The sequence below is a fragment of the Larkinella sp. genome (assembly GCF_965227735.1).
Lineage (GTDB): Bacteria > Bacteroidota > Bacteroidia > Cytophagales > Spirosomataceae > Larkinella.
Map to the genome: position 1 here is coordinate 1,776,973 of NZ_OZ245776.1, position 16,722 is coordinate 1,793,694.

A 16,722-nucleotide genomic window follows, 5' to 3' on the forward strand; every position below is an offset into this window, starting at 1 on the left:
AAGCTATTGCCTTTCAAAACCACCGGAATACCCCCTAGTGCCCTATCCACGAATAAACCAGTTCAACTTTAACTCCTTTCCAACGATGAAAAAAGTACCTTTACTCTGTGTATTGCTTTTTATCTCGTGCCTCCCGAGTCCGCTCTGGGCTCAAACCCGGATTATAAAAGGCATTGTTACCTCCGGTGAAGACAATTCTCCGCTTCCCGGCGTCAACGTGGTGCTCAAAGGAACCACCACCGGGGTTTCGACCAACCCCGAAGGCGCCTACTCCTTCGCCATTCCGACCAATCTGGACAAAGATGCCGCGCTGGTTTTCTCGTTCATCGGGATGGTTACGCAGGAGGTTCCGATTGGCAATCAGAGCCTCATTTCAGTCGCCCTCAAACATGAAGCGCTTTCGCTCAGCGAGGTGGTGGTCAGCGCGTTAGGCTTTAAAGAAAACGCCGACAAAATCGGGGCTACGGCCGCCAAGATCGATGCGAAAGACATCGTCCGTTCCGGCGAAACCGGGGTGATCAACAGCATGGCCGGCAAAGCCGCCGGGGTGCAGGTGACCCGCTCCGCCGGTGATCCGGGCGCGGGTTCCTACATCCAGATCCGGGGGCAGAACACCATTACCGGCTCCACCCAGCCGCTGGTGATTGTCGACGGCATTCCGGTCAGTAACTCCACCCTGGGCGACGGTGTGGCCGGTGTTTCCCAGCAATCCCGTCTGAACGACATCAATCCCGACGACATTGCCTCTATGCAGGTTCTGAAGGGCGCGTCGGCTGCGGCACTCTGGGGATCGCGGGCGGCCAACGGCGTGATTGTGATTACGACCAAAAAAGGAGCCAACAGCAACAAAGTCAACGTCTCGCTCAGTTCGACGGTTTCGTTCGACGAACCGAACCGCCTGCACCCGATGCAGAGCACCTATGGTCAGGGCGCGGGGGGCGTCTACAGCCCGACGGGTTCGTTTACCTGGGGCGACCGGATTGCCGACCGGTCGGGAGCCGCCGACGAACTGAACATGACCGGCCAACGGTTTGAAGCGGAAAATGGCGTGACGTATTATCCAATTCTCAAGAAAAACTCGAAGGAAACGTTCAACGACATCCGCAGAGATCAGGTGTTCCGGACAGGAACTTACCTCGATAACAACGTAAACATCAGCGGAGGAAACGACAAAGGAAATTTCTACCTGAGCATCGGCGATCTGCGTCAGAAAGGCATTCTGAACGGGCAGAGTGACTACAAGCGGACGTCGGTTCGGTTCAACACCGAACGGCGGTTCAACGACATCCTCAAAGCTTCCACCAACGCTACCTACGCCCGAACGACCTCCAACCGGGTGCAGCGCAGCAACAGCGTCGCCGGCTTGTACATCGGGATGCTCCGAACTCCGCCCGATTACGACAACCGGGGATACAAGGGGAATTATTACGCGTCGCCAACGGCCAGCCCGATTCCGAACCGGCAACGCTCCTTCCGAAATTACCTCGGCGCGTCGGCCAACCCCGTCTACAACGATCCGCTGTGGGCGATTAACGAAATGACCAACACCACGGAAGTAGACCGGTTTATTCTGAGTTCCGAATTGCTGATTACACCGGCCAAATGGTTCGACATCACTGCCCGGGGCGGTCTGGATAGTTACACGGATTTGCGGATCACCAACTCGCCGGTGTCTTCCGCCGTAAACAGCGGTTTGGGGAGTTTTGAGGAACAGATGCTCAAGGAAACCGAGATGAACCTGGATGTGATTGGCCGGGTTTTCAAGGATTTTGGCAAGGACATCACCAGCACGCTGATCGTCGGTTTCAACATCAACGACCGGAAATACCTGAGCCTGGGCGGCACGCTGAACACGTTCATCATCCCGGACGCTCCCGCAAACTTCAGCAATGCCCTGGCCACCAACCGGGTTCCGTACAACACCTCGACCCACCGCCGAACCGCCCGTCTGTATTCATCCCTGAACCTGGGTTTTTATGACCAGGTATTTTTGAACATGTCGGTGGCTGGTGAAGCCGGTTCTACGTTCGGAAGCGAGTCGCAATCGACCTTCTATTATCCGTCGGCCGACGTGGCCTGGCAGTTTACCAAGTTGCCGTTACTGGCGAGTAACAACGTCCTGTCGTTCGGTAAACTGCGGGCATCCTACGGAACGGTGGGGGTTCAGCCGGATGCCTACCGGAACACGACTACGTTTGTGAATGCCTCCTTCGGGAGCTGGGGCGGTCCCGTCAGCGGCACCGGCTACGGCAATGGTGCCTTTGTCCGCAGCAACCGGCAGGGCGATCCCAACCTGCGTCCCGAACGGAAAACCGAGTGGGAACTGGGTACCGACCTGCGCTTCCTGAACGACAAACTTTCCGTCGGTTTTACGTATTACCAGAACAAGATTGTCGACCTGCTGCTGGATGTGGCCGCGGCCGGTTCCACCGGTTTTACGCAGAAATACACCAACGCCGGGAGCATGCAGAACAAGGGTCTGGAACTGGAACTGAACTACAACATCCTGAACCGCAACGCGTTTAGCTGGAATGTCTTTGCCAACTGGAGCCGCAACATCAACGAAGTGATCGATCTGGCTGGCACCGACAACATCACCCTGGGCGGTTTCAGCAGTACCTCCAGTACGGTGGCCAAAGTGGGTTACGCGATGTCGTCGCTGTATGGTGGGGTGTATCAACGAACGGAAAACGGCTCGCTGGCGCTGAATGCCAACGGTTTTCCACAGATCGCGTCGTCGTTCGGCGTTCTCGGCAATCCCAATCCCGACTGGCGCGGAGGATTTGGTACGAACCTGGCCTACAAAGGCGTTTCCCTGAATGTGCTTTTCGAAACCTCGCAGGGTGGTGATTTCTACAACGGAACGCGCGGGGTGATGTACCATTTCGGCACCCACGCAGACGTGGGAACGGATGTAACGCTGACCCAGGATCTGAAAAATTATTCGGGGAAAGTGGTAGCCGCCGGAACAACAGTTCGGGGGAAGATCCAGGATTTCGGAGCCGGGCCGGTGTTGCTCGATGAAGCCTATTACACCTCCATTGGCGGGGGCTTCAGCACACTGGTCGAGCAGTTTATCAGCGACGGAAGCTGGACGCGGCTGCGGGAAGTTTCACTGGGCTATTCCCTCAATTCGGCCAAATTCCGGCAGAAAACCCGGCTGCAATCCATCGACTTTACGGTCACGGGCCGCAACCCGGTGTTGTGGACAAAGGTGGTGGGAATCGACCCCGAAACCGGTCTGAACGGAACGGGCAACTCGCGGGGGCAGGACTACTTCAACAGCCCCAACACGCGTTCGCTGCTGTTCAGTGTAAAAATCAATTACTGATCGCCCGTGATTTCTTCACGCAGTTTTCCCTTTTCATTCATCTCAACCCGGAAGAAAATGAAGCGAATGTATAAACCGTTTTCCGTTTTTGCCTTTCTGTTCAGCCTCCAGTTCGTCTCCTGCAAATCGATTGTCGACGGGCTGAACGTCGACCCCAACAACCCGACCAGCGCCCCCGCCACGCTGGTATTCACCGGTGCCCAACTGGGTAACATTGCCACCCAGGAAGGCATGGCCAGCCGCCTGACCACCATCTGGAGCGGCTACACGACCGGCGCGGACCGCCAGTGGCGGGATTACTTCAACTACAACGTAACGGCCGGAGTCTACGATTCGGACTGGAACCTCGTCTTTCAGGCCACCAACGCCAACGCCCTCATTGCCATCGAGAAAGCCACCGAACTGGGCAACCGGAAAATGATCGGGATTGCCAGGATCCTGCGCGCCAACGCCCTGGCAACGGGCACCGAACTGTGGGGTGACATTCCGTTCGACGAAGCCGGCGACATTGTCAAATTCCCCAACCCCAGATTCCAGCCTCAGGCCGAGGTCTACACCAAGCTGATTGCGCTGGTCGACGAAGCCATTGCCGACCTGGATGCCGGCATCGGAACCGTGGGGGCCGAGGACGTTCACTTTGGCGGAGACGCCACCAAATGGAAACAGGTCGCCTTTACGCTCAAAGCCCGGCTGCTCACGGACACGAAGCAATACGATGCGGCCTACACGGCAGCCCTGAGCGGCATCAGCGCCTTTGCCAACTCGCTGTATGCGCCCCACGGAACCACGACGAGCGTGAACGAAAACCATTACTTCTCCTTTCTGACCAACCAGCGTCTCGGGGATATTTACGCCGTCGGTGCCTACAACGTGAGCCTCATGAATCCGACCAGTGCCGCTTACCGGGGCAATGCCAAAACCGTTGAAACCGCCCGGTTCCGGTTTTATTACCTGGAAAACGGCGTCAACACCCCCGGACGGATCGAACCCAATACGTCCAGCACGGCAACCGCCAGCGGTTTTTTTGCCCGGAGTGCCAGCTTCCCGATGATTACGTTCCAGGAAAACAGCCTGACGCTGGCCGAAATGGCGCTGCGTTCCGGGAAAGGCTTTGCGGTGGCCCTCGATCACCTGAACAAATACCGGGCTTTTCTGAACACGGGCGGTTACATCAGTTCCACCTACCTAACCGCCGGAAACTACAAATACGAACCGTACGTAGCGGCTGATTTTGCCGCCGGTGGCCTTGAAAACAAGGACGGCATTTCGGCCGACAACGCCCTGCTGCGGGAGATTTTGCAGGAACGCTACGTCTCGTTTTACGGTCAGCACATCGGCTGGAACGACGAACGCCGGACCCGCAACGAAGCGTACGGCATCAAGCTGACGCCCAATAACGGCACCCAGCTCCCGGGGCGATTTATCTATTCGCAGAACGAGCTGAACTCGAACCCCAACAGCCCGAATCCGGTGCCGGGCACGTTCGATGCCCTGTCCATTTATAAGTAATCGACCCTCCTTTTTTATCCTATCCTTACGAAAATGAATAAACCAATTCTAACACTCGCCTTCGCCTTCCTGCTGAGTATCTCGGCGGTTCTGGCCCAGCCGGTTCCGACGGCGTCCCTGAAGCAGATGAAAGCCCGCAGCGTGGGGCCTGCCGTGATGGGTGGGCGAATCACGGCCATCGATGCCCACGTCAGCAATCCCGATCTGATTTACGTCGGCGCGGCATCCGGGGGCGTCTGGAAAAGTGAAAACGCCGGGGGCACCTGGACCCCGGTTTTTGACGACCAGCCCACCCTGAACATTGGCTCCGTGGCCATTCAGCAAAGCAATCCCAACGTGGTGTGGGTCGGCACGGGCGAAGGCAACCCCCGCAATTCCGTCAACATGGGGGGCGGTATTTTCAAAAGCATCGACGGGGGGCTGACCTGGAAAGCGATGGGGCTGGAAAAAACCATCAACATCCACCGGATCATCATCGACCCCATGAACCCGGACGTCGTGTATGCGGGCGTCATCGGTTTTCCGTTTGGCGAACATCCGGAGCGCGGGGTCTTTAAAACCACCAACGGCGGTCAGACCTGGGAAAAGATTCTGTATACGAACGAAAAATCCGGCGTGGCCGAAATGGTGATGGACCCCGCCAACCCGAGCAAACTGGTGGTCGCCATGTGGCAACACCGCCGAACGCCCTGGGATTTTACGTCCGGCGGCCCCGGTTCTGGTTTGTACATTACCTACGACGGCGGCAAAACCTGGAAGAAAAAAGGCGAAGCCGACGGACTGCCCAAAGGCGATTTCGGTCGGCTGGGGCTGGCCATCAGCCGGAGTTCGCCGAACAAAATCTACGCACTGGTTGAAGCCAAAAAGAACGGCCTGTACCGCTCCGACGATGGCGGTGAAAAGTGGACACTCGTGACCGACGATCCCGCCGTTGCCACCGATCGACCGTTTTACTACAATGAGATTTACGTGGACCCGAAGGTCGAAACCCGGCTTTACAAACTCAGCGCACCGCTCTCGGTGAGCGAAGACGGCGGCAAATCGTTCAAACCGCTGGCCACGCCCGATCAGGTTCACTCCGATCACCACGCGTTCTGGATTCATCCCGAAAACCCCAACCTGATCATCGAAGGCAACGACGGCGGTCTGGCGATCAGCCGCGACCACGGCAAATCCTGGACGAATCCCGAAGCCATTCCTGCCGGTCAGTTTTACCACGTCAACGTCGACAACGAAATTCCGTACAACATTTACGGCGGTTTGCAGGACAATGGTTCCTGGACCGGACCGGCCTACACGTTTCATACGGGTGGCATTCGGAACAGCCACTGGCAGGCGCTGATTCTGGCGGACGGGTTCGACGTTATTCCCGACCCCGAAGATTCCCGGTACGGCTACGCCATGTCGCAGGGTGGCAACATCGTTCGCTACGACAAAGTAACCGGTGGTGCCGCCTTCGTGAAACCGATCATCGGCGATATGAACACGCGGTTGCGGTTTAACTGGAACACCGGTTTTGCGCTGGACCCGTTCGACAAAAAAACGATTTATGCAGGAAGCCAGTTTCTGCACAAGTCGACGGATAAAGGCATGACCTGGGAAACGGTTTCGCCCGACCTGACGCTCAACGATCCGGCGCACCAGAAGCAGGACGACAGCGGTGGGCTGACCATCGATGCCACGCAGGCCGAAAACCACAACACGGTGTTGACCATCGCGCCCAGCACCCTCCAGCAGGGCGTGATCTGGGTGGGGACCGATGATGGCAATGTGCAACTGACCCGCGACGGCGGCAAGACCTGGACCAACCTCAGCAGCCGGATTCCCGGTTTGCCGAAAGAAGCCTGGATTCCGCAAATTACGGCTTCGCGCCACAAAGCTGGGGAAGCGTTTGTGGTCGCCAACCTCTACCGCATGGGCAGCGACCTGGCTCCCTATATTTACCGGACCACGGACTTCGGCCAGACCTGGACCCGCATCATGAGCGAGAAAGAGGCCAAAGGGTATGCCCTCTGTTTTTTGCAGGACCCGACCGAACCCCGGCTGATGTTTGCCGGAACGGAACACGGGTTGTGGGTCAGCATCGACGAGGGAAAAACCTGGACGCAGTGGGACAACGGGATGCCCGCAGCCACGCCAACGATGGATCTGGCGATTCAGGAACGGGAAGCCGATCTGGTGATCGGAACGTTTGGGCGTTCGCTGTATGTGCTCGACAACATTCGTCCCCTGAGAAAACTGGCTGCCACGGGGGGAAAAATACTGGAACAACCGCTCGTTGCGTTTGAACCCTCACCGGCTTATCAGGCGACCTACCGGGGTCCGCAGGGCTACGGAAAAGACGCCGAAGACCTGTATCAGGCCACAAACCGCCCCGCCGGAGCCGTGCTGGATCTGTATCTGAAACCCAAAACCGCCATCGACAAAGTTGCGGAGCCGGTGGAAACGGTGAAAAAGTCTAAAAAACCGGCGGCTGTGACTGTTCAGGCGACGGCACCTGCTCCGGTTTTGGCCAGCGCTCCGAAAGCCGACTCCATCGTGGTGAACTTCTACAACGAAGCCAACAAGCTGGTTCGGACGCTCAAACAGGCACCGGACACGACGCTGGGCCTGCAACGCATCGGCTGGAATCTGACCGAAACCGCCGTCAACCTGCCGAGCATGCCGGGACCCCGGCGCGGGGGCGGAGCATCGGGCGGCAGTCCGGCTTTACCGGGTCGCTACAAGGTGGTTTTTGCGTATGCGGGGGCTAAAGACTCAACGCTTCTGACTATCCTTCCCGACCCACGCGTGCCCTACAACAAGGAAGCCGCGCTGGCCCGGCAGGGATTGCAAAACCGACTGAACAAAACGATTGCGCAGTTGACGGAAATCACCAACCGGATTCAGGAAGCGACCGACGCAACCGAAGCCGTGAAGTCGCGGCTGAAACAGAAGAAAGGCAAGGAATTTGACGAACTGCGCAAGGCAACGCTCTCGATTCAGGATTCGCTAAAAACCGCCCGGGAAGGCATTGTGGGCAAACGAAGCGACCGGCAGGGCTTCGGTCGGGTGTATATGGTGACCCCGGTTTTGAAGATTCAGGAGGCCAGTTCATACATCAGCCGCCGAACCGATCCACCAACGAAAACGGAAACCCTGCTGGTGGATCAGGCCGAGCTGCTTAGCAACGAGACCATTACGAAAGTGAACGCGTTCTTCAGCAAGCAGTGGGCCGACTACTACAAAAAAGTGCAGGCAACACCCCTGGATTTCATCAAGGAATACCCGCCCATCGCCGGTACACCCGAGTAAAAACCGTACGATAGTCAGACCCTGTCCCCCGACGAACCCGCTTCGTCGGGGGACTTTTTTTAGCGTCGATCCTCTTTTCTTCCGGCTGTATCCGTATTTTTACCCCCTGGCGGCTTGCTACATCCCAGTTTATACAACCCGGTACACGGATATTTTCAATCCCATTTTTGACCCGTAGACAGCCGCAGCCGGTCCAATTTCGATCAAGCAGAAACCACGATGCTGTCTTTTCGACACGAACTCTTTATGGAAGTGGCCCGGCTGCTGAGCTTTACCAAAGCCAGCCAGACGTTGTTCATCAGCCAATCGGCACTGAGCAAACACGTCAAGGCGCTGGAGTTTTTTTATAAAATTGCTCTCTTCGAACGGCACGGCAACACCATCAGTCTGACCCGTGCGGGCCAGATTCTGTACGGTAAACTACTGGAAGCTGGGGCCTTGCAAAACGAACTGCACCAGGAGCTCCAGCTTGTCAACGAAAATTTCCAGCCGCCCACCACGCTCGCCATCGGGGCCAGCACCACCATCACCCTGTATGTGCTGCCCCCGGTTTTGTCGGCGTATCTACAGAAACATCCTGCGATCCGGATCAATGTCCTGAATCGCAATTCGGACAACATTCAGAAGGCCCTGCTCGAACACGAGATCGACGTGGGCATCGTGGAAAGCCTGACCCGCGTGACCACGCTGACGTACGTACCCTTCATGACCGATGAGGTGCTGGCGGTTTGCTCCCGAAAAAGTCCGCTGCGCGAACGAACCCTCACCGTTCAGGATCTGCCCACCATTCCGCTGGCGTTGCGCGAAAGCGGTTCGGGCACGTTGGCGGTGGTGGAAAAAGCGTTGGGCCGGAAAGGAATCCGGCTGTCGGACCTGCGCATTCTCATCCGGCTGGGCGGGACGGAAGCGCTGAAAAACTTCGTGCTGGCCGACACCTGCCTGGCCTTCATGCCCAAACGGGCGATTGTCCGGGAACTGGCTGTGGGTGACCTGGTTGAAGTTCCGATCCGCGATCTGACGGCTCAGCGGACGTTTCATTTCATTCAGCGGAAAGGTACTGAAAACAACCGGCTGGTAAACGAGTTTATTCGTTTTACGCAACGCCATTATTCCCCGGTGGAATAACCCATCTCAAAACGTCGTTTGCTTCATCCGGGGTCGGCTTTCAACTTGCAGAAAAGTTAGCCCATCATGCAAACCGTTACGACTTCATCGCTTCTCCATCACCTGCAGTGTTCGAACTGCGGCCATTCCTTTGATCCGCTGCCGGGCCAAACCCTGTCTGTTTGTTGCCAGGCCCCTCTCCTGTGTTGTTATGATCTTGCCGAAAACCGCTTTTCGAAACGGGAGTTATCAGACAGAGCCCAGTCCCTCTGGCGGTACGAAAAACTGTTGCCGGTTTTTCAGGAACAAAACCGGGTGAGTCTGGGCGAAGGGTGGACGCCCCTGTTGCCGCTTCCCCGTCTGGCGGCCGACTACGGTTTACAACATCTGACACTGAAAGATGAGGGGCTGAACCCAACGGGTTCGTTCAAAGCGCGGGGGTTGTGTCTCGCCATTTCGAAGGCGAAGGAAAACGGCGAAGAAGCCTGTATCATTCCGACGGCGGGCAATGCGGGCGTTGCGATGGCAGCCTACTGCGCCCGGGCGGGGCTGGAAGCGGTGGTGGTGATGCCGCGCCACACACCCGACGCCTTCAAGGAGGAGTGTCTGGCCTATCACGCAAGGCTGATTCTGGTCGATGGATTGATCAACGATTGTGCGGCAAAAGTACAGGAATTGAACCAGAAAGGCGGGTATTTTGACGTTTCGACCCTGAAAGAACCGTATCGGCTGGAAGGCAAGAAAACGATGGGCTATGAAATTGCCGAACAGCTGGCCTGGCAATTGCCGGACGTCATTATGTATCCAACGGGCGGAGGAACCGGCCTGATCGGCATCTGGAAGGCTTTTCAGGAAATGAAGGCGCTGGGCTGGCTTTCCGAACACCAGCGGTTTCCGCGGATGGTGGCGGTTCAGGCCGAAAACTGCCGTCCGGTTGTCGACACATTTCACGGAAAACAGGCGAATAGCAAACAGTACGTCGGGAAACCGACACTGGCAAACGGCTTGGCCGTACCGCGTCCGATTGGCGAGCCACTGATGCTGACGGTTTTGCGGGAATCCGGCGGAACGGCCCTGGCGGTTTCGGAGGACGACATGATTGAAGGCGTGAGCGAACTGAGTGGCCGGGAAGGCATTTTTGCCGCTCCCGAAGGCGGAGCGCTCTGGGCCGCCACGAAGCAATTGCTTCGGCAGGGCTGGATTCGCCCGGAGGAGCAGGTGCTGTTGTTGAACACCGGCTCAGGACAGAAATACCTGGATAATCTGAAAGGGAAATGGCGGCCGTAAACAAATAGAATGTTAAATGTAAAATGATGAATGTTGAATGTAAAAGTGCCCAAGTGGAAACCACTTTTACATTTAATATTCATCATTTTACATTTAATATTTACAATTCTATCCCTTTACTGAAACCGGCATTTTGCAGGCAAATTACCCCGGTTGGCAGAACTATTTTTGAGTCGGTGTGGAGTTGTTCCAATTTTGATGCAAGTTTAAAACCAGACTGTTCGCATCATGAAAAAGCTCCTCTCCCTCGTTTTCCTGCTTTCCCTCCACCCGGTTTTTGGACAGCCCAAAGGACCCATCAAAGACAAGGCCTACCGGCAGGCCATCCAGCGGGCCGAACACTTTGTCGATTCCCTGCGAAAACGGCAGGACATTCCGGGCCTCTCGGTGGCAGTTGGCACGGGCGACAAAATTCTGTGGGCGGAAGGCTTCGGCTTTGCCGATCTGGAGGCTCAGTTGCCCGTCACGATCGACACGAAATTCCGCATGGGTTCGGTCTCGAAATCAATGACATCACTGGCCGTCGGAAAACTGGTGGAGGATGGAAAACTGGATCTCGACGCACCCGTTCAGCAGTATGTGCCGACTTTCCCGGCCAAAAAATACCCATTCACCAGCCGACACCTGGCAACACACACCGCCGGCATCCGGCATTACCGGAACAGCGACCCGCTGGCGTGTCCGAAACGGTATGCCACGGTGCAGGAAGGCTTGTCGATCTTTGATCAGGATAGTCTTTTGTTCAAACCGGGTACGGCCTATAACTACTCGACCTACGGCTATTCGCTGCTGAGTGCGGTGATCGAAGGCGCGAGCCAGACGGATTATTTGTCATACATGCAGACGGCGGTTTTCAACCCGCTGGCGATGACCAACACCGGTGCCGATTACAGCGACAGCATTGTGACCAACCGCGTGCGGTTTTACGAACACCGGAACAAGAAGCTGGTTCATGCTGCGGCCGTAGACAACAGCTACAAATGGGCTGGTGGCGGTCTTCTGTCGACGCCCGTCGATCTGGTGAAACTGGGCGCAGGACTAATCCGGAACACCTCGCTTCGGAAAGAAACGGTGACCTTGCTCTTTGCCCCGCAACACCTGCTGGATGGAAAAAACACGCAGTACGGTTTGGGCTGGCGCAATGGCACCGACCCGCAGAACCGGAAGCTGATTCACCACGGCGGACTGATCGACGGGGGCCGGACGTTTCTGCTGTTGTATCCGGAAAACGATCTGATTGTGGCCATTACCGCGAATATGAGTGGCGTCAGCATCAATCTGCCCGAAGCCGAAGCCATTGCGGGGTACTTTTTCGCCATGAAGCGATGAGAAAGTCGACGGTTATTCTCCTGCACGCGGGCTACTGGCTCCTCTACGCGGTGGTGGTTTCGTTGCTTTTTGTACTATCCAACGAGACGCCCGAATTGGCTTTCAGGGATTGGGAGGACTGGCTGACCATTCTGGCGATTTCGCTACTCACCGGATCAATCAGTTTCTACGCGTTTTATTCGTGGCTGGTTCCTGCCTATCTGCCAACCCGGAAGATCCAGAAATTCGTCCGATGGGGGCTGGTGGTTACGATCGCCATCACCGGGGGAATCATAGCGTTGATTGCGGTGGCCCTTTCGGTATTGCTTTCGGTGGTCTTTGAAAATTTTTTCCTCATCAGACTCTCCGTGAGTGATCTGCAAATACTGTTTATCATCCTGTCGTTAATTGCGCTGGTCAACGGCATTCTGGGCACCACCATCCGGGGGTTCATTACCTGGTATACCGACATTCATGTCCGGGAAACACTGGCCAACAAGGCTTTACGCATGGAACTGGCTTTACTGAAAGCCCAGATCAATCCCCATTTTCTGTTCAATACCCTGAACAACATCGATATCCTGATCGAACACGACGCGCCGAGGGCGTCGCTGTATCTCAATAAACTTTCTGATTTGCTGCGGTTTGTGTTATATGATACCCAGGCCGATTTGATTCCGTTGACGCAGGAACTGGACTACATCCGAAAGTACATTGACTTGCAAAAAATCCGGACCACCAATGAACGCTTTGTGAAACTGCAAATCGACGGCCCAACCGATGATGTCCTCATTGCGCCGATGCTTTTTGTGCCGTATATTGAAAATGCGTTCAAGTATGCGACCAACAAGAAGGTCAGCGACGCGATCCGCATTCAGATTTCGATTGACGAAACGCAGATCCGGTTCCAGTGCGTCAACGTCGTCGACCCCGGTAAAACCGGGTTGGATACGCCCGGCGGTCTGGGCAACGACCTGATTCGGCAGCGGTTAACGCTGCTGTACCAGGATCACTATACGTTGACGATTCAGGCGACGGAAGATGAATACCACGTTACCCTGTTGTTACCCGTAAAAGCGCATGAACTGTCTGCTCATTGAAGATGAACCCCTGGCGATGCTGCGGCTCAAAGCGTACGTGCAACGGGTACCGTTTCTGACGTTGAGCCATGCCGTCGACAACGGCATGGAAGCCATTCCGATCCTGCAACGGGAACCCATCGATCTGGTCTTTCTGGATATTGAAATGGACGGTTTTTCGGGAATCCAGTTGCTGGAAGCCCTGCCAAAACGCCCCGCCGTGATCCTGACCACGGCTTTCGACCAGTACGCACTCAGGGCCTTTGACCTGCAGGTCGTTGATTACCTGTTAAAACCGTATCCATTCGACCGTTTTTTGCAGGCCGTAACCCGCGCACAGGAAGGCTTGAAAACCGCCCCAGCCGAAAACCACCCGCCGTTTCTGTTTGTCAAAACCGAATACCGGCTCCAGAAAGTTGCTTTTGATGACATTCTGTATATTGAAGGCATGCGCGACTACCGGCGCATTCACCTGCGTACCGAAAAAATCATGACGCTGGAAACCTTCGGCGATCTGGAGCGACACCTGCCCCGACACCGGTTTTGCCGGGTGCATAAATCCTGGCTCGTCGCCCTCGACAAAATCGAATCCATCGAACGCGACCGCATCACCATTCAGCAGGCCCTCATTCCGGTTTCGGATACCTACCGGGAACGGTTTTATCAGGCAATTGGACGGGCAGGATAGCAATTTGGACGGTCGTGCCCGGTACAGAACCCGCCCAAAACCAGCAACAAACTGGCATACTTCAGGTTTATTTAGTATTTTCCGACGGTTTTTGCCTTTTCTGAAAAAAGCACGAAGCGCACTACTTTCTCGATTTATGAAACCACTCTTCCGACTAAGTCTTGCCCTCGTTGTTCTGCTCACCCTGTCGTCCGTGGTCTGGCTGACCGTCCGGGAAGATCGCGTCGATTTTAACACGCAAATCAAACCGCTGCTCAACAAAAATTGCATTGCCTGCCACGGTGGTGTCAAGAAAGCGTCGAATTTCAGCCTCCTTTTTGAACACGAAGCCCTGGCGGCCGCCAAATCCGGCAAACACGCCATCATTCCCGGCAATGCCGACGCCAGCGAGCTGATCCGCCGGCTCACGCTCACCGATCCGGACGAACGGATGCCGCTGGAAGCGCCCCCACTGAAAAAGGAAGAAATTGAGTTGCTCCGCGACTGGATCAATCAGGGGGCCGAATGGGGCAATCACTGGGCGTATCAACCCGTTGAGAAACCGGAAGTACCCCAAATCGGAACGTTCTGGTCGAGGCTGGGACTGGTTGAAAACGATGAGGTAAAGTGGGCGAAAAACGAAATTGACCACTTTGTTCTGAATAAGGTTTCGCAGGATAAAGAATTTGCTCCGGTGCTAAAACCGTCGCCCGAAGCCGACCGCGCCACGCTCATCCGCCGGGTGTCGCTCGATCTAACCGGCCTGCCGCCAACGGAGCAGGAAGTAACTGATTTTCTGAAAGATACCTCACCGAATGCCTACGAAAAAATGGTGGATCAAGCCTTACAATCCCCGGCTTACGGCGAACGCTGGACCGGCATGTGGCTCGATCTGGCCCGCTATGCCGACACCAAAGGCTACGAAGCCGATCTGGCGCGGCCCATGTGGCGGTATCGCGACTGGCTCATCAAGGCCTTCAACGCAGACAAACCGTTCGACCAGTTTACCATCGAACAACTGGCGGGCGATTTGTTACCAGACCCCGACGGAAAAACCGACAAGAACGAATCGGTAATTGATAATCCGTTGATTGCGACTGCTTTTCACCGCAATACAATGACCAACGACGAAGGCGGAACGCAGGATGAAGAGTTTCGCGTGGCCGCCGTGCTGGACCGGGTCAACACGACCTGGGACGTCTGGCAGGGCACCACGTTTGGCTGCGTGCAATGCCACAGTCATCCGTATGATCCGTTTACGCACGAGGATTATTACAAATACCTGGCGTTCTTTAACAACACCCGCGATGAGGACGTGCCCAGCGACACGCCGACTTTGCGGTTTTACAAGGCAGCCGATTCCATCAAAGTGCAGGAATTAAACGACTGGGTCAGTCGACACGCGACGAACCCGCAGCAGGTGAAAACCGCCAATCGGTTCACACGACTCACCGAACCCAAAGTCAATTCGCACAGTTTCGATCAGTACGTCAAGGCGTCGCTGATGGGTGCGATGTATACCGCCATTCAGGACGGTGGTTCGGCGCGGATCAAAAACATGGATCTGAACGGAAAAAACCGCCTGATTCTGGCGTGGGGGACCAAGGCCGAAGATGCCGTAATGACCATTCGTCAGGACAGTGTGAACGGCCCGGTTTTGACCCGGCAACCCGTCCCGAAAACCGGGAGTCCGTGGAGAGATACCACGCTGGTCTTCGCGCTTCCCAACGTGTCGGGGCGGCATCACCTGTACCTGACGCTTAGCAGCCCGAAAAATCCGAAAGAATGGGTCATGGTCAAGTGGGTTTCGGTGCAACCCGCCCTGCCGGGTCAGCCGGAAACCGCCCTGGGCGAAATGGATCACAAACTGACCGAAATTCTGAATGCCAAAGCCGAACTGGTTCCGGTGATGCAGGAGGGCGTTGGCGATCAGGTGCGGGAAACCTTTGTTTTTGAGCGCGGAAACTGGCTGGTAAAGGGCAAGAAAGTGCGTGCCGACGTGCCGAAATCGCTGCCACCGATGCCGGCCGATTTGCCCCGAAACCGCCTGGGTCTGGCCCGCTGGATGGTGAGTCGTGAGCACCCGCTGACGGCACGGGTGGCCGTCAATCGCTTCTGGGAGCAGTTGTTCGGAACCGGGATTGTCGAAACCGTCGAGGACATCGGCACGCAGGGCATTCCGCCCTCCCACCGCGAGTTGCTCGACTGGCTGGCCGTGGAGTTCATGGAAACCGATCACTGGAGCGTCAAGAAACTGCTCCGGCGCATCGTTCTTTCCGCCACCTATCGCCAACGTTCCAGCGTTTCGCCCGAAGCCCTGGACCTGGACCCCTGGAACAAAATGCTGATGCGGGGGCCGCGCGTTCGGCTGACGGCGGAGCAGGTGCGCGATCAGGCGCTGGCAACCACCGGATTACTGAGCAAAAAGCAGTTTGGCCCCAGCGTCATGCCCATCCAGCCCGACGGCATCTGGCAATCGCCCTACAGCCCGGAAAGCTGGAAGCTGAGTCAGGGCGAAGACCGCTACCGCCGGGCGCTGTACACCTACTGGAAACGGACGGCACCGTATCCGTCGATGATCACCTTCGACAGTCCCAGCCGGGAATTCTGCCAGTTGCGCCGGTTGCGCACCAACACGCCGTTGCAGGCCCTGGTGACGCTGAACGACCCGGTGTATGTGGAAGCCGCCCAACACCTGGCCGACTGGATGCGGTATCAGGGAAAAACGCCGGAACAGCAGATTCAGGCCGGTTTTCAGCGGATCATGCTCCGGCCGCTTTCTTCTGCCAAACTGGCCGTGCTCACGCAGTTATACCGCACGACGAAAACGCATTACCAGCAACAGCCCGAAGAAGCCCGGAAGCTGCTGGCCTGCGACGATGGCACGCCCGAACTGGCGGCTTTGGCAGTAACGGCCAACACAATGCTGAATCTGGATGAGGTGGTGACGAAGGAATAGGGCAACACCCTCAAAACCAGACGCCAAAATGAAGGCCCGGCTCACCTCTCTGATATGCCCCGGGCTTTTCTTCGGGAGCTTGAAATGAATCGCCCTAAGGGATGCTTAAGGGCCAGGCGTAGCTCCGCCACCCGCTTGCACGAATGGGGCATAGACATTCAAATGTCGTTACCGACAATACAAA

The 16,722-nt window shown here is 56.3% G+C and carries 9 protein-coding genes; all 9 read left to right on the forward strand.

From position 1 onward, the window contains the following. Positions 1-85 precede the first annotated feature (85 nt). The 9 genes from ACO064_RS06805 (at position 86) to ACO064_RS06845 (ending at position 16,538) form a co-directional block, all read left to right on the forward strand. On the forward strand, positions 86-3,331 hold the full coding sequence (locus ACO064_RS06805) for a SusC/RagA family TonB-linked outer membrane protein (RefSeq protein WP_421826638.1): 3,246 nt from the start codon (positions 86-88) through the stop codon (positions 3,329-3,331). Positions 3,332-3,388: 57 nt separating this feature from the next. Then, the gene (locus ACO064_RS06810; RefSeq protein ID WP_421826639.1) at positions 3,389-4,840 is read left to right on the forward strand and encodes a SusD/RagB family nutrient-binding outer membrane lipoprotein; all 1,452 of its coding nucleotides are present in this window, start codon (positions 3,389-3,391) and stop codon (positions 4,838-4,840) included. Positions 4,841-4,873: 33 nt separating this feature from the next. Then, positions 4,874-8,134, forward strand: coding sequence for a WD40/YVTN/BNR-like repeat-containing protein (locus tag ACO064_RS06815; protein ID WP_421826640.1), 3,261 nt, complete (start codon positions 4,874-4,876; stop codon positions 8,132-8,134). Positions 8,135-8,353: 219 nt separating this feature from the next. Continuing rightward, a complete protein-coding gene (locus ACO064_RS06820) occupies positions 8,354-9,259 on the forward strand; it encodes a LysR substrate-binding domain-containing protein (RefSeq protein ID WP_421826641.1) in 906 nt (301 codons plus the stop codon). Positions 9,260-9,325: 66 nt separating this feature from the next. Next, on the forward strand, positions 9,326-10,525 hold the full coding sequence (locus ACO064_RS06825; protein WP_421826642.1) for a threonine synthase: 1,200 nt from the start codon (positions 9,326-9,328) through the stop codon (positions 10,523-10,525). A gap of 228 nt (positions 10,526-10,753) precedes the next feature. Continuing rightward, positions 10,754-11,854 carry a serine hydrolase domain-containing protein gene (locus ACO064_RS06830; RefSeq protein WP_421826643.1) on the forward strand — a complete coding sequence of 367 codons (1,101 nt, stop codon included), beginning with the start codon at positions 10,754-10,756 and terminating at the stop codon, positions 11,852-11,854. Next, a complete protein-coding gene (locus tag ACO064_RS06835) occupies positions 11,851-12,933 on the forward strand; it encodes a sensor histidine kinase (RefSeq protein ID WP_421826644.1) in 1,083 nt (360 codons plus the stop codon). The genes ACO064_RS06830 and ACO064_RS06835 overlap by 4 nt, the downstream gene beginning before the upstream one ends. Next, positions 12,914-13,600 (forward strand): LytR/AlgR family response regulator transcription factor, encoded by a 687-nt coding sequence (locus tag ACO064_RS06840; RefSeq protein ID WP_421826645.1) that lies wholly within the window; start codon positions 12,914-12,916, stop codon positions 13,598-13,600. The genes ACO064_RS06835 and ACO064_RS06840 overlap by 20 nt, the downstream gene beginning before the upstream one ends. A gap of 136 nt (positions 13,601-13,736) precedes the next feature. Next, entirely contained in the window at positions 13,737-16,538 is a 2,802-nt protein-coding gene (locus ACO064_RS06845) for a DUF1553 domain-containing protein (RefSeq protein ID WP_421826646.1), read from the forward strand. Positions 16,539-16,722 lie beyond the last annotated feature (184 nt).